Annotated in this window: 15 protein-coding genes, 2 tRNA genes and 3 rRNA genes; 11 read left to right on the top strand and 9 right to left on the bottom strand. The window is 39.3% G+C overall.

From position 1 onward, the window contains the following. Positions 1-220: 220 nt before the first annotated feature. Together H0S58_RS07710 and H0S58_RS07705 are read right to left on the bottom strand one after the other, a co-directional pair. Positions 221-1804, bottom strand: a complete 1584-nt coding sequence (locus H0S58_RS07710) for an insulinase family protein (RefSeq protein ID WP_195726205.1) — start codon at positions 1802-1804, stop codon at positions 221-223. An 11-nt stretch (positions 1805-1815) separates the two neighbouring features. Further along, positions 1816-3156, bottom strand: coding sequence for a M16 family metallopeptidase (locus H0S58_RS07705; RefSeq protein WP_413784420.1), 1341 nt, complete (start codon positions 3154-3156; stop codon positions 1816-1818). Positions 3157-3379: 223 nt separating this feature from the next. Here H0S58_RS07705 and ftsY point away from each other — a divergent pair, with 223 nt between their 5' ends. The 8 genes from ftsY (at position 3380) to rrf (ending at position 12039) form a co-directional block, all read left to right on the top strand. Further along, positions 3380-4486 carry a signal recognition particle-docking protein FtsY gene (ftsY, locus tag H0S58_RS07700; protein WP_195726203.1) on the top strand — a complete coding sequence of 369 codons (1107 nt, stop codon included), beginning with the start codon at positions 3380-3382 and terminating at the stop codon, positions 4484-4486. Positions 4487-4713: 227 nt separating this feature from the next. Beyond that, on the top strand, positions 4714-5307 hold the full coding sequence (locus H0S58_RS07695; protein ID WP_195726202.1) for a nitroreductase family protein: 594 nt from the start codon (positions 4714-4716) through the stop codon (positions 5305-5307). A 224-nt stretch (positions 5308-5531) separates the two neighbouring features. After that, the gene (locus H0S58_RS07690) at positions 5532-6179 is read left to right on the top strand and encodes a DUF2057 family protein (RefSeq protein ID WP_195726201.1); all 648 of its coding nucleotides are present in this window, start codon (positions 5532-5534) and stop codon (positions 6177-6179) included. Positions 6180-6598: 419 nt separating this feature from the next. Continuing rightward, a 16S ribosomal RNA gene (locus H0S58_RS07685) occupies positions 6599-8138 on the top strand. Between the two features lie 58 nt (positions 8139-8196). Next, positions 8197-8273: transfer RNA gene (locus H0S58_RS07680), tRNA-Ile, on the top strand. An 86-nt stretch (positions 8274-8359) separates the two neighbouring features. Beyond that, positions 8360-8435 (top strand) — tRNA-Ala (locus H0S58_RS07675). A 405-nt stretch (positions 8436-8840) separates the two neighbouring features. After that, positions 8841-11734, top strand: a 23S ribosomal RNA gene (locus tag H0S58_RS07670). Between the two features lie 190 nt (positions 11735-11924). After that, positions 11925-12039 (top strand): 5S ribosomal RNA (gene rrf, locus H0S58_RS07665). The 16S, 23S and 5S rRNA genes sit together here with 2 tRNA genes alongside, the layout of an rRNA operon. 438 nt (positions 12040-12477) lie before the next feature. Here rrf and H0S58_RS07660 read toward each other — a convergent pair. From H0S58_RS07660 to H0S58_RS07630, 7 genes are all read right to left on the bottom strand, one after another. After that, the gene (locus tag H0S58_RS07660; RefSeq protein WP_227592272.1) at positions 12478-13011 is read right to left on the bottom strand and encodes a lytic transglycosylase domain-containing protein; all 534 of its coding nucleotides are present in this window, start codon (positions 13009-13011) and stop codon (positions 12478-12480) included. Between the two features lie 219 nt (positions 13012-13230). Beyond that, complete coding sequence (locus H0S58_RS07655) at positions 13231-13773, bottom strand: type 1 glutamine amidotransferase domain-containing protein (protein ID WP_195726200.1); 543 nt, start codon at positions 13771-13773, stop codon at positions 13231-13233. A 374-nt stretch (positions 13774-14147) separates the two neighbouring features. Beyond that, positions 14148-14633 (bottom strand): GNAT family N-acetyltransferase, encoded by a 486-nt coding sequence (locus H0S58_RS07650; RefSeq protein ID WP_195727583.1) that lies wholly within the window; start codon positions 14631-14633, stop codon positions 14148-14150. 84 nt (positions 14634-14717) lie between these two features. Further along, positions 14718-15923 carry an acyl-CoA dehydrogenase family protein gene (locus H0S58_RS07645; RefSeq protein ID WP_195726199.1) on the bottom strand — a complete coding sequence of 402 codons (1206 nt, stop codon included), beginning with the start codon at positions 15921-15923 and terminating at the stop codon, positions 14718-14720. 15 nt (positions 15924-15938) lie between these two features. Continuing rightward, positions 15939-17234, bottom strand: a complete 1296-nt coding sequence (locus H0S58_RS07640) for an acyl-CoA dehydrogenase family protein (protein ID WP_195726198.1) — start codon at positions 17232-17234, stop codon at positions 15939-15941. Between the two features lie 224 nt (positions 17235-17458). Beyond that, positions 17459-18832 (bottom strand): ABC1 kinase family protein, encoded by a 1374-nt coding sequence (locus H0S58_RS07635; RefSeq protein ID WP_053577816.1) that lies wholly within the window; start codon positions 18830-18832, stop codon positions 17459-17461. Between the two features lie 260 nt (positions 18833-19092). Next, complete coding sequence (locus H0S58_RS07630; RefSeq protein WP_195726197.1) at positions 19093-19398, bottom strand: hypothetical protein; 306 nt, start codon at positions 19396-19398, stop codon at positions 19093-19095. Positions 19399-19607: 209 nt separating this feature from the next. Here H0S58_RS07630 and H0S58_RS07625 point away from each other — a divergent pair, with 209 nt between their 5' ends. The 3 genes from H0S58_RS07625 to aroC all read left to right on the top strand — a co-directional run bounded on the left by H0S58_RS07625 (position 19608) and on the right by aroC (position 22199). Then, entirely contained in the window at positions 19608-19991 is a 384-nt protein-coding gene (locus H0S58_RS07625) for a lysozyme inhibitor LprI family protein (protein ID WP_195726196.1), read from the top strand. A gap of 90 nt (positions 19992-20081) precedes the next feature. Continuing rightward, on the top strand, positions 20082-21092 hold the full coding sequence (prmB, locus tag H0S58_RS07620) for a 50S ribosomal protein L3 N(5)-glutamine methyltransferase (RefSeq protein WP_195726195.1): 1011 nt from the start codon (positions 20082-20084) through the stop codon (positions 21090-21092). Between the two features lie 12 nt (positions 21093-21104). Beyond that, a complete protein-coding gene (gene aroC, locus H0S58_RS07615) occupies positions 21105-22199 on the top strand; it encodes a chorismate synthase (RefSeq protein WP_195726194.1) in 1095 nt (364 codons plus the stop codon). The last annotated feature ends 48 nt before the right edge of the window (positions 22200-22247 follow it).

Raw genomic sequence — 22247 nt, 5'->3', positions numbered from 1 at the left:
AGGTTTAAAGCTGAATTAAAGCTGGAATATCTTTATAACATTCTTATTGTGTTCATTATCACGATTATCCTTTTTCTTGCTTCTTTTGCGCTTTATCGTCCTATTTCAGTTTTACAATTTAAAAATATTATTCATCTTTCTACCCAAGCGAGTTATCCTGATACTCAGGTCATTGCTTTAATGCTGGTTCAGCAGTATAAAGTTTCACATGTGCAATATTTTAAGTTGATGCAGGCGTATCAGTGGGAATTAAAACAGGCTCATCAATTGCCTCCTTTTCAGGCGGATAAAAAATAGTTTTTGGAACTTGATCTGCTGTCGGTAATGTATTTGGTGGAGTAGGGCGAATTAAATTTCTCTCTAATATTTTTTCAAGTGTAGATTTATCAAATGTAGGGCTGACCACAATTACGGTTAAACGCTCTGGATGCAAATGCTTTTGAATTGCATTTTGGACATCTTGAGCAGTAATTTTTTCTAGTAATTTTGGATACTCAGTCAAATAATCTGCTCTTTGATTGTAGAATCCCATAGAACCCAATTGCGCATTAATATTGGCATTACTGCTATAAGTATTGGGAAAAGCACGTAACATACCTGCCTTTGTTTCTTCAAGTTGTTTTTGGTCTATAGGTTGTTTAACAAAGTCGACCAGTGCTTGATGAGCAACTTGAATACTATCGATCAACTGATCTTCACGAGTGGAATAACTATAGCTAAATATGCCCGGTACTTGGGTAAATGAGAAATTACTATAAGCACCGTAGCTGTAACCTCGTTTAACCCTTAATTCCCGCATGAGTACGGAGTTAAAACCACTTCCGCCAAACATTTGATTGGTCACTTCCAAGGCTAAACGATCTGAGTCAAATCGAGTTGTGCCCAAATGTCCCAAAATTACATGCGCCTGAGTAGAATTAAAGTTGAGATGACGAATGTCAAAGTGTGTTTTATCGATGGGTAGCGCCAATGGTTTGGCTTTTTCACCTTGTGGTAAATGACCTGCAATACGTTCAGACAGTTTTAATGCTTCTTTAGGATGAAGCTTGCCTGTGATGGCAATATTTAAATTTTGTGCCACTAAGAATTGCTGACTAAATTGTTTAAGTTGCACAGGCGTAATTTTACTAATACTACGTTGAGTGCCAGTTATAGGTTCTGCATAAGGATGCTTGCCATATAATGCCCGATAAAATTGAATATTCATGAGGCGACTGGGATTTTCTTGGACTTGTTTTTGTCCCACTTGGGTATTGCTTAAAACGAAATTGATACTGGATTTTTTAAAGGTTGAATGATTAAGAACTTCCATCATCATACCTAAAGCAGGCTCAAGTTTTTTAGGGTCAGATAAAACCCGTAATTTTACAATAAACATATCTCGATAAGCGATCACACTAAATTGAGCACCTACACGTTCAAAAGTACCTGCAATTTCATTGGCATTGTATTTTTCAGTTCCTTCATCCATGAGTTGAGCCGCCATATTGGCAATGCCATTTAGGCCAGCTGCTACTTCCTCATCTCTTGCTGCACCTGCATTAAAGGTTAACTGTATATCTATAATTGGTAAGTCCTGTGACTCAACAAATAATGTTCGAACACGATAACGGTTTTTAAGTTCATGAACATAAGGCGCACGAAATTGAAGTTGCGTAGGATTGATTTTTAAACTTTGTAAAAACGGAATTGATTTTAAATCACTCGGATGGTCATCAATCATTGTATTTATATTTACATCTGCACTGGCCCATGCGCTATACAAGGTAGAACTCAATAAAATAATAGAACCGAATTTAAGCATATAAAATTTCATTACTGTGTTTTGTTCTCGGAAGAAAGGTATAAAGTGCTTAAATTGTCACGTACAAAATAAATATTGGCTACACGTTGAATATCTTGTGGGGTGACGGTTTCAAAATGCTGCGGTAATTGGTCAATTAAACGATAACTCAAGCCATTAATTTCTAAATTTCCAATCATTTTACTTTGCCCGACTATATCATCTTGGCTATAGATTAAATTGGCAACGAATTTAGCGGTAACCCGTTCCACTTCTTTTGGTTGGATTAATTCGGTTTTTAAGATGTTAATTTCATCTTGAATGGCTTTCTCGGCCTCTTGTAAACTTATCCCATCGGCGGGTAAAGCAGAAACACTAAATAAACTATCGCCACGATTATAAGGATCATAAGATACACTGAGAGCCGTTAAAACTTTTTTGTCTCTTACTAAGCGGTCTTGTAGTCTTGAGGAAATGCCACTATCCAGTACATTTTTGATAATGGTTAAAGCATAAGCATCTTGTGGGTTTTTTGCAGTAGCCAAAGAACGAACATTCCATGCCATATAAAGATTGGGAACTTTTACAGCCAAGTTCAGTTCCATATGGCGGTAACCGACTCGATCAAATTCCAATACATCATTTCTCGGTGGGATAGTGCGAGAAGGGATGTCGCCAAAATATTTTTGTACTTGACGCAAGGCATTTTCAGCATCGACATCACCTACAATTATCAACACCGCATTATTGGGGGTGTACCAATCCTGATACCATTTTTTCACATCTTTCAGTTGAATATTTTGTAAGTTCTTCATGTGGCCAATCACAGGCTGTCTGTAATGACTGGTTGGATAAGCAATCCATTTGAAACGCTCAAAAGCCAAAGATCGGGGATTATCATCAGTGCGTAGACGACGTTCCTCCATAACCACTTTAACTTCTGGTTCAAAATCTTGTTGGCGTAAAAGTAAATTACGCATTCGGTCTGCTTCAAGTTCTAAAGCCAAAGGAAAATAGGTTTTCGGATAAAGTTGATAGTAATTTGTATAATTGGTAAAAGTTGAAGCATTGATACTGCCGCCATACATACGACTTAAGCGGGTAAATTCATCATTTGGAACTTTTTGCGTACCTTTGAACATCATATGTTCGAGAATATGAGAAATCCCCAACAAGTTTCCAGATTCATCACTACTGCCTACCGCGTACCAAATTTGAGTCATCACCATAGGTGAACGGTGATCTTCACGAATAATGACTTTGAGTCCATTTTTCAGCGTTGTTTCAAATGTAGTACGTGCTAATTCAGTCCGAGTCTCACCATAAGTAAAATGAGCTTGAATTGAAAATATGAAAAAACCAACGGCTAAAATAGATTTGCTCAAAAATGATCGCTTTGGAAAAAGTGAAAAAAAGCTTTTATACACAGGCTTAACCAAAGTAATAAATTATATTTATCATCATTTTTAAGAAATTTGGCTTTGAAAGCAAGGTGAAGTTGTTCGTTTTTCGTGTGTCACGTGTCTACAAGGTATTGCAAGCAGAATCTATGCTAGAATCTTTGTTTTTTAACACAATGCTTTTCAAGGATTCGGCATGCAACAGCAATCTAATGGGCAAAATAAATTTTTGATTGATGCTGATATCGGAGATGACGATGTCACTTTACCGAATTTACCTGCGGTAAATGTTCCTATTATTGAAACTCAAAAAAAAGAATTCATTATTTCTGCGCCTGTCGCTACGGAAACCAATTCAGAAGATATTTCAACTTCTGGCACAGGCTTTTTTAATCGGATGAAAGTCGGTTTGACCAAAACCCGTAAAAATCTGGCTGATGGGATGGTAAATATCCTGATTGGTGGTAAAGAAATTGATGATGAATTATTAGAAGAAGTTGAAGAACAACTATTGGTTGCAGATATTGGGGTGGAAGCGACTAAAACCATTATCACCAACCTAACAGAACGTACTGAACGTGGGGATTTAATCTATTCACATTCACTCTACAAAGCTTTACAGGAAGAATTGGTCGCTTTACTTGCACCACGTGTTAAACCCTTACATATAGATCCAAATAAAAAACCATTTGTAATTTTAGTGGTGGGTGTAAATGGCGTAGGCAAAACCACAACCATTGGTAAACTTGCCAAACGTTTACAAGGTGAAGGTAAAAAAGTCATGCTTGCTGCAGGTGATACATTCCGTGCAGCGGCAACAGAACAACTTCAAATTTGGGGTGATCGCAATAATATTGCAGTGGTATCGCAAGGCCATGGTGCAGACAGTGCCTCTGTAATTTTTGATGCTTTTGAAAGTGCGCGTGCTAAAGGCATAGATGTACTTATTGCCGATACTGCAGGGCGTTTACACAATAAAAGTCATTTAATGCAAGAATTGACTAAAGTTAAACGTGTGATGCAAAAAATTGATGCTACAGCACCGCATGAAATCATGTTGGTTGTAGATGCAGGCACAGGTCAAAATGCAATTAATCAAGTAGAAGTGTTTGATGAGGCAGTAGGACTCACTGGTTTAACCATTACTAAACTGGATGGAACTGCAAAAGGTGGGGTACTATTTAATATTGCAAGTCGTACACATGTACCTATACGTTTCATTGGTGTAGGGGAAAAAATTGATGACCTACGTCCTTTTTCTGCTAAGTCATTTGTTGCCGCCTTATTTGAGACAGAAAAGTAAAAGTTTATTTTTTGAGAACTCCGCATTATGCGGAGTTTTTTATAATGATAGATATTGTGAAAAACAATTCAAAATGAATCATTCAATAATAAGCACACAAGTTTTTTTGCATGATTGTTCTATAAATAAAACATAATGTTGCTGTTTTGGTCATGTATCTGCCTTAAAGTTGGTTTAAGATCAATTTATCTTGAAAACATTTAGTAAAATTAAAAGAGGACTATTTCATGCCATTTTTAAACCAAATCAAACAACGCCGTACAATTTATGCAATCGGTAAAAAAGTTGAATTAACAGTAGATCAAATTGAAGAAATTATTAAAGAAGCAGTACGCCATAGTCCTTCAGCATTTAATTCTCAAACTTCACGTGTTGTGACATTATATGGTGAGTCTCACGCACAATTTTGGAATATTGTGCGTGAAACCTTAAAAAAAATGGTACCAGAAGCAGCGTTTGAAAGTACCAATACCAAAATTAAGAGTTTTGAAGCTGGTTTTGGTACAGCTTTATTTTTTGAAGATCAGGATACGGTAAAATCATTGCAAGAGCAGTTTGCTTTGTATGCAGAACATTTCCCAATTTGGTCTGAGCATTCAACAGGCATTGCACAATTCTCAGTCTGGAATGCATTAGCAGAGCAAAAAATTGGTGCTTCATTACAACATTACAATCCAATTATTGATGAAGAAGTAGCAAAAACTTTTAATATTCCTGCAAGCTGGAAATTACGAGGGCAGTTGGTATTTGGTTCAATTGAAGCTTTGGCTGGCGAGAAAACCTTTATTGATGATGCAATTCGTTTTAAAAAATTTGATTAAAGATTTATTTTTACTGAATGAAAAGAGCACTTTTTAAAGTGCTCTTTTTTGTTTTATCTTTCAAATTTTACTTAATCAATAATGCTTATAGCTTTTAAATGAAAAAGCTTATCTGAACAAATACTGGGACATAATCGTATATAGATAATCAGCTTGTCATAAAATCGTCATTTATGCATTGCATAGTGCAATCAAATTTTAATGATGAACAAAGAGAAAATGAAATGGTTATAAGATCAATTTTTGCAATTACATTAATCCTAGCCAGTGTAACCACCTTTTCAGCAGTCACAATTACAGCACCAGAAGAAATAAAAATTTTGGCAGTAAATGATCAAGAGGTGAATACAGGATTGTTTCGTGCGAAAAATAATCAGTATAAAGTTGATGCAGGTAAAAATAATTTAAGTGTTCGATATAACCAATATTTTGAACATCTGAATAGAGAGCATGACATTGTGAAGTCTGGTGTAATTACATTAACAACACCGCTATTAAAAGATGGTGAAAGCTATGCATTAAATTTAGTCAATGCACCAACAAATTACGAAACTGCAAAAAAATATGCTGAACAGCCTGTGATTGCATTATTTGATCAAAATAAAAAAATATTAGTCCAACAAACAGGTGCCAATACAGAGCAAAAGCCGTGGTTATCTCAAAGTCTATTTGGAAAAGTGACCGACCTTACTCAAAAAAAATCAATTCCGCTCAATCAACCTGCGCCAGTGTATAGTCAAACTTCTGTTACAGAATCGGTAGAAGATCGCTCTATATCAACAACTGATCAACAACTTATTCAGTTATGGAAAAAATCGAGCAAAATTGAACGTCAAAAATTTATGAATTGGTTAGGTGAACAATCTAACTAATCTATTCATGGATCTTTTTTAAAGGGTGTGCTGTACATTTCTTTATTAGAAAATTGATAAAAAGATTTTTTGGATTAAAAAGTAAGCAACTGATAATCTTTTTAGTATTTTTTGATAAATAGGGGTTGCGTGCTGATATAAAGTGTATAGAATACGCTGCATCCCGACGAGATAGACGGAAAGTACGAAGCACTAGGTGCTGAGTTTTTAGGTTTATGTTGTTGAGCGACTTATTCTGACGAGGAATAAGAGAGATCATTAAGAGCTTATGAAGAACAACTTGTGTGGATTTTTACTGATTGATTGATCGAAATTATTTTCATTGATTGATGGTAGAAATTACTCGAAGTTTATTTGAGAAATATTTGTCAGAAAATTGATGAGCCAAGATTGGTGCCCTATAGGTACTAAGCAATATTAAACTGAAGAGTTTGATCATGGCTCAGATTGAACGCTGGCGGCAGGCTTAACACATGCAAGTCGAGCGGGGAAAAGTAGCTTGCTACTTAACTTAGCGGCGGACGGGTGAGTAATACTTAGGAATCTGCCTATTAGTGGGGGACAACATTTCGAAAGGAATGCTAATACCGCATACGTCCTACGGGAGAAAGCAGGGGATCACTTGTGACCTTGCGCTAATAGATGAGCCTAAGTCGGATTAGCTAGTTGGTGGGGTAAAGGCCTACCAAGGCGACGATCTGTAGCGGGTCTGAGAGGATGATCCGCCACACTGGGACTGAGACACGGCCCAGACTCCTACGGGAGGCAGCAGTGGGGAATATTGGACAATGGGGGGAACCCTGATCCAGCCATGCCGCGTGTGTGAAGAAGGCCTTTTGGTTGTAAAGCACTTTAAGCGAGGAGGAGGCTACTCTAGTTAATACCTAGAGATAGTGGACGTTACTCGCAGAATAAGCACCGGCTAACTCTGTGCCAGCAGCCGCGGTAATACAGAGGGTGCGAGCGTTAATCGGATTTACTGGGCGTAAAGCGTGCGTAGGTGGCCAATTAAGTCAAATGTGAAATCCCCGAGCTTAACTTGGGAATTGCATTCGATACTGGTTGGCTAGAGTATGGGAGAGGATGGTAGAATTCCAGGTGTAGCGGTGAAATGCGTAGAGATCTGGAGGAATACCGATGGCGAAGGCAGCCATCTGGCCTAATACTGACACTGAGGTACGAAAGCATGGGGAGCAAACAGGATTAGATACCCTGGTAGTCCATGCCGTAAACGATGTCTACTAGCCGTTGGGGTCTTTGAGACTTTAGTGGCGCAGCTAACGCGATAAGTAGACCGCCTGGGGAGTACGGTCGCAAGACTAAAACTCAAATGAATTGACGGGGGCCCGCACAAGCGGTGGAGCATGTGGTTTAATTCGATGCAACGCGAAGAACCTTACCTGGTCTTGACATAGTAAGAACTTTCCAGAGATGGATTGGTGCCTTCGGGAGCTTACATACAGGTGCTGCATGGCTGTCGTCAGCTCGTGTCGTGAGATGTTGGGTTAAGTCCCGCAACGAGCGCAACCCTTTTCCTTATTTGCCAGCGGGTTAAGCCGGGAACTTTAAGGATACTGCCAGTGACAAACTGGAGGAAGGCGGGGACGACGTCAAGTCATCATGGCCCTTACGACCAGGGCTACACACGTGCTACAATGGTCGGTACAAAGGGTTGCTACCTAGCGATAGGATGCTAATCTCAAAAAGCCGATCGTAGTCCGGATTGGAGTCTGCAACTCGACTCCATGAAGTCGGAATCGCTAGTAATCGCGGATCAGAATGCCGCGGTGAATACGTTCCCGGGCCTTGTACACACCGCCCGTCACACCATGGGAGTTTGTTGCACCAGAAGTAGGTAGTCTAACCGCAAGGAGGACGCTTACCACGGTGTGGCCGATGACTGGGGTGAAGTCGTAACAAGGTAGCCGTAGGGGAACCTGCGGCTGGATCACCTCCTTAACGAAAGATTGACGATTGGTAAGAATCCACAACAAGTTGTTCTTCATGATGTATCGATGGGTCTGTAGCTCAGTTGGTTAGAGCACACGCTTGATAAGCGTGGGGTCACAAGTTCAAGTCTTGTCAGACCCACCAAGTCTACTAACTGAAATAATGAAGAGATGAGAGTCTTGGAGTTGAGTTACAAACGAGAGATACATAAAGCTAATAAGTGATAAGCTGGGGACTTAGCTTAGTTGGTAGAGCGCCTGCTTTGCACGCAGGAGGTCAACGGTTCGACTCCGTTAGTCTCCACCATATATTGTTCTTCAATATATAAGCTAAGAAGTTAGATTATAGAATTTAATAAATAAGATCATGATTAAATGATTTTTTAATTTATTAAGTTCTGTGATTTATCACAGTTACCTACGGTCTGACGAAGACGTAGTTAATCATTAACAGATTGAGAATTTGAGTTGAAATAATTGTTTGAACTCAGAACTAATTCAGCATTGACTGTAATACGCAAGTATTTCATTTCAATGACGAAGAAGAACTGAGAACTAGCGAAATTAACTGAATCAAGCGTTTTGGTAGATGAATTTAGATTGAAGCTGTACTGTAGTTAAATCTACAGACCACAAACTGTATGAGAAGGTCGTAAGGCTGACTCTGTTGTTACATCACTTGTAGGGTGTTAACGACTGTTTGGGGTTGTATAGTCAAGTAATTAAGTGCATGTGGTGGATGCCTTGGCAGTCAGAGGCGATGAAAGACGTAATAGCCTGCGATAAGCTCCGGGGAGGCGGCAAATATCCTGTGATCCGGAGATTTCTGAATGGGGAAACCCACTTACCATAAGGTAGGTATTGCATGATGAATACATAGTCATGCAAGGCGAACGAGGGGAAGTGAAACATCTCAGTACCCTTAGGAAAAGAAATCAATTGAGATTCCCTTAGTAGCGGCGAGCGAACGGGGATCAGCCCATTAAGTTATCTAAGTTTTAGTGGAATGCTCTGGGAAGTGCAACCGTAGTGGGTGATAGTCCTGTACACGAAAGGGCTTAGATAATGATGACGAGTAGGGCGGGGCACGTGAAACCTTGTCTGAATATGGGGGGACCATCCTCCAAGGCTAAATACTCCTGACTGACCGATAGTGAACCAGTACCGTGAGGGAAAGGCGAAAAGAACCCCTGTGAGGGGAGTGAAATAGATCCTGAAACCGCATGCATACAAGCAGTGGGAGCCGACTTGTTCGGTGACTGCGTACCTTTTGTATAATGGGTCAGCGACTTACATTCAGTAGCAAGGTTAACCGCATAGGGGAGCCGTAGAGAAATCGAGTCTTAATAGGGCGTTTAGTTGCTGGGTGTAGACCCGAAACCGGGTGATCTATCCATGAGCAGGTTGAAGGTTGGGTAACACTAACTGGAGGACCGAACCCACCGTCGTTGAAAAGCCGGGGGATGACTTGTGGATAGGGGTGAAAGGCTAATCAAACTCGGTGATAGCTGGTTCTCCCCGAAAGCTATTTAGGTAGCGCCTCGGACGAATACCATTGGGGGTAGAGCACTGTTTCGGCTAGGGGGTCATCCCGACTTACCAAACCGATGCAAACTCCGAATACCAATGAGTACTATCCGGGAGACAGACTGCGGGTGCTAACGTCCGTAGTCAAGAGGAAAACAATCCAGACCGCCAGCTAAGGCCCCAAAATTATAGTTAAGTGGGAAACGATGTGGGAAGGCATAGACAGCTAGGAGGTTGGCTTAGAAGCAGCCACCCTTTAAAGAAAGCGTAATAGCTCACTAGTCGAGTCGGCCTGCGCGGAAGATGTAACGGGGCTAAAACTATATGCCGAAGCTGCGGATTTGCAATTTATTGCAAGTGGTAGGGGAGCGTTCTGTAAGCCGATGAAGGTGGATTGAGAAGTCTGCTGGAGGTATCAGAAGTGCGAATGCTGACGTGAGTAACGACAATGCGAGTGAAAAACTCGCACGCTGAAAGACCAAGGGTTCCAGTCCAACGTTAATCGGGGCTGGGTGAGTCGACCCCTAAGGCGAGGCCGAGAGGCGTAGTCGATGGGAAATTGGTTAATATTCCAATACTTCTGTGTAATGCGATGAGAGGACGGAGAAGGTTAAGTCAGCCTGGCGTTGGTTGTCCAGGTGAAAGGTTGTAGGCATGCATCTTAGGCAAATCCGGGGTGCTCTATGCTGAGAACTGATAGCAAGCTGTACTTGTACAGTGAAGTGGCTGATACCATGCTTCCAGGAAAAGTCTCTAAGCTTCAGTTACACAGGAATCGTACCCGAAACCGACACAGGTGGTCAGGTCGAGTAGACCAAAGCGCTTGAGAGAACTCTGCTGAAGGAACTAGGCAAAATGGTACCGTAACTTCGGGAGAAGGTACGCTGTCGACGGTGATGGGATTTACTCCCTGAGCGGTTGACAGCCACAGAAACCAGGCCCCTGCAACTGTTTATTAAAAACATAGCACTCTGCAAACACGAAAGTGGACGTATAGGGTGTGATGCCTGCCCGGTGCTGGAAGGTTAATTGATGGGGTTAGCGTAAGCGAAGCTCTTGATCGAAGCCCCAGTAAACGGCGGCCGTAACTATAACGGTCCTAAGGTAGCGAAATTCCTTGTCGGGTAAGTTCCGACCTGCACGAATGGCATAATGATGGGGGCGCTGTCTCCAGCAGAGACTCAGTGAAATCGAATTCGCCGTGAAGATGCGGTGTACCCGCGGCTAGACGGAAAGACCCCGTGAACCTTTACTGCAGCTTGACATTGAACTTTGATCTTACTTGTGTAGGATAGGTGGGAGGCTTTGAAACCGAGACGCTAGTTTCGGTGGAGCCAATCTTGAAATACCACCCTGGTAATATTGAGGTTCTAACTCTGCTCCATAATCTGGAGCGAGGACCATGTCTGGTGGGTAGTTTGACTGGGGCGGTCTCCTCCTAAAGAGTAACGGAGGAGTACGAAGGTGCGCTCAGCGTGGTCGGAAATCACGCGTAGAGTATAAAGGCAAAAGCGCGCTTAACTGCGAGACCCACAAGTCGAGCAGGTACGAAAGTAGGTCTTAGTGATCCGGTGGTTCTGTATGGAAGGGCCATCGCTCAACGGATAAAAGGTACTCTGGGGATAACAGGCTGATACCGCCCAAGAGTTCATATCGACGGCGGTGTTTGGCACCTCGATGTCGGCTCATCTCATCCTGGGGCTGAAGCAGGTCCCAAGGGTATGGCTGTTCGCCATTTAAAGAGGTACGCGAGCTGGGTTTAGAACGTCGTGAGACAGTTCGGTCCCTATCTACCGTGGGCGTTGGAAATTTGAGAGGATCTGCTCCTAGTACGAGAGGACCAGAGTGGACGAACCTCTGGTGTACCGGTTGTAACGCCAGTTGCATCGCCGGGTAGCTATGTTCGGAAGGGATAACCGCTGAAAGCATCTAAGCGGGAAGCCTACCTCAAGATTAGATTTCCCTGTGACTTTATGTCACCTAAAGAGCCGTTGAAGACTACGACGTTGATAGGTTGGATGTGGAAGCATAGTGATATGTGAAGCTGACCAATACTAATTGCTCGTGAGGCTTGACTATACAACACCCAAACAGTTGTATTGCATCATCTAAGTGATTCAAAACCAAGCAATATACCCTTGATTTAGTTAACGCTACAAACTAAAATCTCAACTCAAATTTAATGTCTGTTAATAACTCTTTTGGTACAAAGTAAGGCTTACGAAATAAATCCCGTAAATAAGACCCGAACAAGTCCATAAACAGTTGTGCTGGCGACAATAGCAAGAGTGAACCACCTGATCCCTTCCCGAACTCAGAAGTGAAACCTCTTCGCGCTGATGGTAGTGTGGGGTTACCCATGTGAGAGTAAGTCATCGCCAGCTCATTATTCTAAACCCCCTCAGCCTAAAGACTGAGGGGGTTTTTCTATACATAATTTAAAAAGTTGAAAGTGAAATAAATAATGTGGCTTTCAAAATTTAAAATTCTCACTGTAGCCTAAGATTTGAATCAAACTACTCTCAAATACTTTGTAAGAAAGATAGTGAGAAATATTTTATATTCAGATTTTTCTCCTCAATTCCTGAAGGCAGTAAAGGCTATAATGCACTTTAAACTGCTGTTGAGAATCATCATTTAGAAGCGGTTAAAATAGTAGTAAGTAAAGGGGAGTATAGATCATCGAAGTACTTATACCGCTTTAGAACTTACTGAAATTTCTGTAAATCAAGATGTTATTTTTAAAAAAAACCTTTAATTGAAATTAAAATTGTTAAAAACCCAACATAATGTTGGGTTTTTTTATTTAAATTATTTAAATCTTATAACACCTTTTTTAATTTTTCTTCATGTTGTTTGACTTGCCTCGCATATTTTTTACCTTGACGCTTCATCTTCCAACTAGATTTATAGCCAGTAGGTCCGACATTATAATAAGCTAATGCTTTTTTCCAACTGCCTGCCGATTGATTATATTTAGCTAAAATAAATGAACCACAATTAATATTTGTTGCTTCTTCAAATAAATCACCCGGGCAGATTTGTTGCCAATAATTGGGCATAATTTGTGTTAAACCGATTGCACCTGCTGGTGAAATGACATAGTTTCGATAACTCGATTCCTGTTGAATCATCGCGGCTAACATCAAAGGATTTAAATCATATTTTTCGGCAGCTTGAATAATAATAGGCGCAACACGATTAGCAGTATTGCTTTCAACAGCGTAAGCATTTTGAATGCCATTTGAGAGTTTAATTGACCTTTTAGCAATTGATCCTCCGCCTAAAGCAGAGCAGCCTGTGAGTATGACTATAAAACTGATTAGAAATATTAATCTAAAAAATGAAGGTTTAATTTTTAATAACTTAGATTCTAAAAATAAAAATGGTGTAGATAACAAAATACAAGCCGTTCGTCAGTTTTTATTAAAAGTTATGCTATTCGGACAGGTTGTGGGAGTCAATAACAAATACTTTATCACTATGTAAGATTTTAAAGTATTCTATTTTAAATGCGAATTTTATTAGGAGTCCCATTAGATTAATGGGACTCAAAGTCGAAATAATTAAATAGTTTAAGAACTTAATTCTTCTAAAAGAGCCTGATTAAAGGCAGGAATATCATCGGGACAGCGTGATGTAATGAGCGGCCAACCATGAGTATTGCATCGATGTACTTCTTTATCGACCCATTTTCCGCCTGCATTTTCGACATCTAATTGAATACTCTTGTAAGAGGTTAAATTCTTATCTTTAATTTTCCCTGCATTAATTAAAACCCAAGGTGCATGACAAATTGCGGCAATCGGTTTTGCATGATCAGTAAAATGTTGAATAATTTGATGTGCATTTTCGTTGAGTCTTAGCATATCTGCATTGATAGTTCCACCGGGAATAACCAAAAGATCATAATCTTGCGCATCAACCTTATCTAAAGTGGTTTGAGGAGTATAAGACGTTGCAGGTGTTTTATCACTTTTAACAGTATGTACCTCTGCTTGTTCTTCTGCGGCATGAATGACTTCAATCCCTTTAGATTGTAAATACTCAAGAGGTTTCATCAGTTCATCATGTTCTACACCGACATTTGAAGTAATAAATAATGCTTTCTTAGACATTTTATGATCCTGAATCGCTTATTTGACTTTCGACCTTAACAAAATCGAGAATGCATGCTGTACAAATTTTGACTCATTCTTGTTAAAGTTTGAAATGAACATAAACAATAAATCTCATGCTGAGATGAAAAATATTTTTTGAAGATTAAGCGGCTGACTTTTTCTTTATCCAGTATTTTGCCTTAGAAATTTATTTTTTATTTAGTAAGTATCTTAATTTAATGATATTTTTATACAGGATTATTGATTGATTAGGATCAATAAATATGAAGTACGTAAGATATGATCTTTCGGACTTCATGATGAATCACTTGGATTAGAATGTATAAATTCTATTATCTATTTGACTTAATCAACATGAGAATCAAAATAAACTAAAATCTTTTTTCCATCCAAATTTCACACACATGACTATGTCCAGTGTGTCCTTTAGGGTGATTTAAATATTCAAAACCTAATTTTTCATAAAGTTTTATTGCTTGGAAGAGGGCAGGTGTGGTTTCTAAATAACATGACTGAAAACCATTTTCTTGGCTAAACTCAAATGCTTTTTCTAAAAGTTGCTGGGCTAAGCCTAAACTTCGAATCTCAGGTAAAAAATACATTTTTTGAATTTCTAAAACCGTTGAATCACCTTGGAGAGGTGACAAACCACCACCTCCAAATATCTGTCCATTCTGATCTGTAATCACCCAATATTCAGCTTGAGGCTGGCAATAAAAATCAAATAAATTATCTAACATAGAATCAGCTACAGCAAAACCTGATTCAGCAGCGAGTCCAAATTCTTTAGAAACTTTGCGAATAATTCGGGCTATTTCAGGATTGTCTTGCACTTGGAGTGATCTAATTTGGTACATAAGCCTAAAGTTAATTATAAAAAGGATAGATTTTGATAACAAAAATTCTATCCCAGTTGAGATTTTTATGCAGTAGATATTGGCTTATTTTAATTCACTTGAACTTTTGCTTAATTCACGGCGTGCGATAATCAATTGCTGAATCTGCTGCGTTCCCTCAAAAATATCTAAAATTTTTGAATCACGTGCCCATTTTTCTAATAAATCATCTTCGTTATAACCAATACTGGCAGCTAATTCTACGCATTTAAGTGTAATTTCATTTCCAATACGTCCAGCTTTAGCTTTGGCAATAGAGGCTTCTTTAGAGTTCGGTTTTTTATTATCTGCCATCCATGTCGCTTTCAAAGTGAGTAACCGAGCCGCTTCCCACTCTGCTTCCATACGATAAATTTGTGCTGCAATATTCGAAGTATGCAAATATGGCGTAGAATACGTCAAGTCAAGTTGATGTCTAAAAATTTCTTTAATTCGTTCTAACGATGCTTTTGCACAGCCTACGGCCATTGCGGCAACAAGTGGGCGAGTGTTATCAAATGTTTCCATCACACCAGCAAAACCTTTAGAAATATCAATATCTGCGTTGCCAAGTAAGTTTTCAGCAGGAACACGACAATCAATAAAGCGAATAACGGCTGTATCTGAGGCCTTAATGCCAAGTTTATGCTCTAAGCGTTCTATTGTCATGCCAAACGTGCCTTTTGCAACTACGAATGACTTGATCGCTGCACGACCTAAATTTTTATCTAAGGTGGCCCAAACCACCACCGAATCGGCACGATCACCAGAAGTAACGAATATCTTTTCTCCATTTAAAATATAATCGTCGCCATCTTTGATTGCTGTAGTTCGAATGGCAGCAGAATCTGAACCACAATTTGGCTCGGTAATTGCCATCGCTGCCCAAGTGCCTTTAAAACGTTCAAGTTGTTCATCATTTGCAACAGCAGCAATCGCTGAATTTCCTAATCCCTGACGAGGCATAGACAATAACAAACCTGTGTCGCCATAGCACATTTCGATAATGCTTAAAGCAGTCGACATATTGGTACCATTTCGATTACCTGCTGTTGTATCTTCACTGCGTTTTCCTGCACCCGCAGCTCCAGCATTCATGCCTTCGCCACCTTCGTTCATACCATCGACCAAAGATGACAACATGTCTAATTCTTTGGGATAAGCATGTTCAGCTTTGTCATATTTTCGTGATATCGGGCGTAGAACATTAAGAGCGACTTCGTGCGCTTGATCGACCAGCATTTTAAATTTTTTAGGATTTTGTAAATTCATTATTATTCTCCAAAATTAAGCATGTAAACCTGAGTGTATAATGGCAGTTGCACGTAGGTCGCGATACCAACGTTCAACGGGGTGCTCTTTGGTAAAACCATGACCACCTAAAATTTGCACACCATCAGTTCCAATTTTCATCGATTTTTCTGCGCATAGCAGGTGAGCTAGATAGGCTTCACGATGAAAAGGTTGACCTGCTTCGGCAAGACTGGCTGCATTTAAAATCATCATACGCATAGATTCAATTTCAATTGCCATATCTGCAATCATGAAAGCGACACTTTGACGATGTGAAATGGGCTCACCAAAAGCAGTACGCTCATTAGCATATTCAATACAATAGGCTTTTACCGCTTCACATGTACCAACTGCCATGGCACACCACATTAAATTACCTAAATCTAAAAATGCTGAATAATTAAAATCGTCATCTCCCAAAAGTTCAGCAGGGCTATGCTCAAATTTTAAGGTCATAGTTTCAGCAGCTTTTAAGCCCATTGCAGATGTTTTTTTGGCTGTGATGGTATTGTCTCTTTTTACCAAAAAGACTTCTGGTGAGCCGTTAAGTTCAGCATTCACCAAAAAGAGATCAGCCGTTTCACCTAAAATTACCAAGGTTTTTTCACCATGAAGGGTATATTTTCCATGTGATGAAGTGGCTATCGTTTTTAAGGTGTAGGGATTAAATGCTGGCGTTGATTCTTGTATAGCAAACGTGGCTTGAATGTCTAACTCAGTTGCAAAACTGCTTAAATAGGTGGCTTGAATACTTTCAGAACCCCATTGGGTAATGGCATTAATGACACTAAAAGTAGATAGTAATCCAGCAGTTAAAGTGAAATCACCTTTGGCCAAATGCTCGGCTATTAAAATATTGCTTAAGATATTTTTTTCACTTGCCACACCGCCTAAAGCTTCTGGAAGTGCGTAGTAATTGAGTCCTAAATCTGTGGCATATTGCCAAAGTGCAGGAGGAAACTTTTCGTCATGATCGGCTTGATGTGCTAGAGGGTAGAGTACCTCTGCGGCAAACTGGTCCATCGCGTCACAGGTCATTTGCTGTTCTTCAGTCAGGTTCAAATCAAATAAAGATTTTTGCTGAGAAGGCAGGCGTTGTTTCGTCATCTTATGATCAGATTTAAACACTTTTTGAGATTGACTTAGCGTTTTAAAACTCATTTTTGAACCTTGATATAAGGATTTTTCAATAAATTTACGGAGTTTTAATTGATCCAGTACATCGCTTGCGGCAATTTTAGTGATCAGTGAGAGCCCAAATCCTTGTGCCTTGTTTACCATATTGGTCATTTTTATAATCCATCGATGTTATTGCTTTATATTTTTATGCTGACATGAGGAGATGGAAAAAACTATGTCATGATTGACAATTAAAATTGACTTAGATAAATGGTTCTTGGTGTTTTTAGGTGATTTCAAGAATATGAATTTTATAATTATTTTTTAATGATTAAGATTATTTTAAAAATAAAAATTGACTAAAATGACAAAGTTGCCATTTTAGTCATCAAAAATTATAAAAATTTTGTCACCATCTTGCGAACATTGGTTTTTGCATCAATCACCGTCATAAAGGTGTACGCACCAATAAATTTTCGACTGATAAACATAAATTCTTTGGGTGGTACGCTAAAATAACGTGATGCCATCGACTTAGAAGCACGTTGCATTACGCGGCTATGAAGGAGACTTTTTTTCCAATCATAACGCTGTTGGTCATCCATCACGCCTTCAGGCAAGTCAGGATTGTTGGCAATAGTACTAAAAGCTTCTGTGGCTAACAAAAAGACTTTGGCCATATCGGGTTTAATACTTTGCGGAATAGAATCAAAGAAGTCATAACCCGTCATGGCTTGTACCATTTCATCTTGATTATGACAGTAGCCTGCATGAATTAAATTACGCGCGACAGTCAGCAAATGTTGATCGAACTGACGAATTGCACCGAAATCTAATAATACAATCCGATCTTGACCGTTTTCATCATCTGCTAAGCGCACTAGATAATTACCAAAGTTTGGATCGGTTTGCATTTCACCCCATTCAAAAATCTCACGTACCGCTATTTCTAAGGACGCTTCACCTAATTGGTTACGACGTTCTTGAGGTAAGGAGAGCATCACTGGACTATTAATCGGCACGCCACGTTCAAAGGTCATACATAGCACTTGATCGGTACAGTATTCGTGAATAATTTGTGGCACGACATAACGAGGATCTGCTTTCAAACGTTCAGCAAAGCGACAGGTGGTTTCAGCTTCAATTTTATAATTCACTTCACGATGCATCATTTCGCGAACTTCATCAAACCACTGATCAAATTCACGTGTTTGCGGCACCATACGAGTTAACTTGAGCATATTTTTAAAGAGGCTCATGTCAGAATCGATGGCAGCGGCTACACCCGGATACTGAATTTTGAGTACTATTTCTAAGCCATCTGACTTGCGCACAGCACGATGCACTTGTGCCAATGAAGCTGTCCCTAATGGTTCATGATCGATGGTTAAATCATGGAGTTTAGAACCTAATTGTTGTTCTAAATGTTCTTTAATTGCAGGCCAAGCCAGTGCAATCGTTTGGTTGTTTAACGTATTTAGCGCTTGAGTAATTTCTTCTGGTAAAAAATGTTCACCATATAAGGCCATCATTTGTCCAATTTTTACAATTGAACCTTTTAACTTACCAATTTCTGAAACAAGATAATCTGCTTGTTGTTTCATGGCTTTTTTGCGTTTTTTGTCTTTTTCGACTTCACTTGAAAATATGGTGGTTGCATTAGATGCTGCCCAACGCGTTCCTGCGAGTAAGGACGCTTTAGCGATAGATAAGCGTCGATCCATAGAAGAGGTTTTAAGTTGTTTAAGCTTATCGTTCTGATTTGACATTAAACAAAATCCTTTAAGCAGCAAGTCGCAGAATATTTAATTGTAGCGGATATTAACGTGAATTGACGTATTAAAAAAGTTCCATATGCTAAATTGAACGTTAATATTCTTAATATTTTAATTTATTTTTTCCGTCACACTTTGAGTCACAACTCATCCAACTATATAGAAATAAAAAATGAGTTGAGGAAAATGAGGACTGGTTTTATCCATCAAAAATGCTCAAGAACGCTCAAAATATGAGACCAGAAATAAAAATATTACATACGAAACTGTACTTTCATTTCACTTTTCTGCTTGAGCAAAGTTTTATTATTTTGCAAGTATTTAAAAATCATGGCTTGAACGTTTTCGTGCATAAAACCCAGCGCATAACCTTTCACAATAATAATGCTGGGTAAACTAAAGAATAAATATTTGGCATCATCCTCTGACGGTGTGGCGTAAATATCATATTTTATTAAAATATGTTGCAAGAATTTTTTCTCAGTTTCAACTTGGGCAGAAGGGGTATCATTCCAATATTTCTCACGCATTGCCATGAGGTTGTTGTGTTTATAGCTCATGCTGATCCATAGACTCAAAAAGAATAAATCTTATATCGGGGTAGATGAGAGAGATTCAATAGTGAGGACTAAAATTTGATGATGCAATCTCTACAAATCGCTTTATAGGAATTCTGACAGAGTTGTTGTAATATCTGAATATAAACAAAAAAATAGTATTTAAAGATTCAGTTTTGATAAAAAATTGATCAAACAAATAGGGGGGAAGCATGCATTTTTTATTTGCAATTATTTTAACTGTGGGCAGCTTAAGCGCTATGGCAGTAAATGCGCAATCAGGTGCTAGTCAAGAATATACTCAATGTTTAAATACATCTTATGGTCAAAGTAAAATTATCATTACATGTATTGATAAAGAATTAAAAATACAGGAAAAATTATTAAAAAAATATTATAAAAGCAATTTAGAAAATAATGCCTCTCATCAAAAAAATCTTGAGCAACAACATCAGCTTTGGTTGAACCGAATGAAACAACAATGTCATTTCGGCGTGACCTCTTCGTTTATCGAAATTAAACAAAAAAAATGTCTATTAGCGATGACAAAAGAACGTGTTTATTATTATGAAATGAAGCAAATGGGGTATAAATAATTATATTCAACTTGATTGAAAAATTATAAAAAACGCGCAAAACAAGGTATCATGAGGCGTTTTAAAAAATTGACCTTGGAGACGCCTTAAGTGGATCAACTGACTATTAGCCCTGAACATTTGCAGGAAGCCGCTGAAAATTTAAACACCATTCGTGATTTTATCCGTTTTGGTGTTTCAGCTCTACGTCAATATGATGCACATTTGGGCCAAGGCACTGAAGACTTTTTTGCTGAAAGTTCTGCGCTGGTTCTACAAACTTTAGCATTGGACTGGAATGCAAACCCAGAAATTTTAGATGCTAAATTGCTGCCAAGTGAAAAAGCTGAATTTATCAGTTTACTTGAGCGTCGCATCAATGAAAAAGTTCCGACCTCATATTTACTAAACTTAGCTTATTTCTGTGACAACCCATATTACGTTGATGAGCGTGTATTGATTCCGCGTTCTCCTATTGCAGAATTAATTAATCAACGTTTTGCCCCGTACTGTTTAGATGAAAATGGTCAAATGCGTGAGGCCCAAAATAATCTTCCAGAGAATCCACAGCCTAAAATGCCGCGTCGTATTTTAGATATGTGTACAGGTTCGGGCTGTATTGCAATAGCGCTGTCTTATGCTTTTCCTGAGTCAGAAGTGGATGCAACCGATATTTCTAAAGAAGCTTTAGAGGTAGCCTCAATTAATGCTGAACATCACAATATGCAATATCAAGTTGCGTTAATGGAATCTGACTTATTTGCAAAAATTCCTGCTGAAAATCAATATGATTTAATTGTCTCCAATCCGCCTTATGTAGATGCAGAAGATATGGCTGATTTACCTGCTGAATTTTTGCATGAACCAGAACTTGCGCTTGCTGCTGGTCAAGATGGGTTAGATTTGGTGCGTAAAATGTTGGCACAAGCTGCAGATTATTTGACCGAAGATGGTTTAATTGTCATAGAAGTGGGTAATTCAGAATGGGCGATGAAACAGAATTTTAATACCATTGATTTCCACTGGTTGACTTTCCAAAAAGGTGGTTCGGGTATTTTTGCTTTAACTGCGGCGCAATGCCGTCAATACCGTGATTTATTTGTACAGTCTGTAGAAGCATAGGGAGTTCGGAACGTGGCAGGTAATACGATTGGACAATTGTTCTGTGTAACGACTTGTGGTGAATCTCATGGCGCTGGCCTGATGGCAATTGTCGATGGTGTACCGCCTGGAATTGAACTGAATGAAGCAGATTTACAAAGAGATTTGGATCGCCGTAAACCAGGAACCTCAAAATTTGCCACTCAACGTAAAGAACCCGATGAAGTTGAAATTATATCTGGGGTATTTGAGGGTAAAACTACGGGTACCTCAATTGGCCTATTGATTCGTAATACAGATCAAAAATCGAAAGATTATGGCAATATCGCGCAAACTTTCCGTCCGGGTCATGCGGATTATACGTATACGCATAAATATGGTTTTCGTGATTACCGTGGAGGTGGTCGCTCAAGCGCACGTGAAACAGCCATGCGAGTGGCTGCCGGTGCAATTGCGAAAAAATATTTATCTGAAAAATTTGGTATTTTAATCCGTGGTCATGTCACACAAATTGGAACAGAAAAAGTCCATACTTTAGATTGGAATGAAGTTCCTAATAATCCATTTTTCTGTGGCGATGTTAATGCAGTTCCACGTTTTGAAGCACTAGTCACGTCATTACGTGAGCAAGGCACAAGTTGTGGCGCAAAGCTTGAAATTTTGGCGGAGAATGTTCCAGTGGGTTGGGGGGAGCCAGTATTTGACCGTTTGGATGCAGATATTGCCCATGCAATGATGTCAATTAATGCCGTTAAAGGGGTTGAAATTGGTGATGGCTTTGCAGTAGCCGAACAGTTTGGTCATGAATCTCGTGATGAATTAACGACGGATGGTTTCTTGGCCAATCATTCAGGTGGCATTTTAGGCGGGATTTCAAGTGGTCAGACTATTCGCGTTGCGATTGCACTGAAACCTACTGCAAGTATTACGACCCCGGGTAAAACTATTAATCTTGAGCGTGAAGATACGGATGTATTGACCAAAGGTCGCCATGATCCTTGTGTGGGTGTTCGTGCAACGCCAATTGCTGAAGCAATGTTTGCAATTGTGCTCATGGATCATTTTATGCGTCATCGTGCTCAAAATGCAGATGTGGTCGCACCATTTGCACCCATCGAGCCTAAATGAGGAAAACAAAGCAGTGCTTTGTCCCGAACAAGCTAAGTAAAGAATAGA

This window comes from Acinetobacter sp. TTH0-4 (genome assembly GCF_015602665.1).
Lineage (GTDB): Bacteria > Pseudomonadota > Gammaproteobacteria > Pseudomonadales > Moraxellaceae > Acinetobacter > Acinetobacter albensis.
The sequence above is the reverse complement of the archived record's forward strand: the minus strand, read 5'-3'. Positions and strand labels throughout refer to the sequence as shown.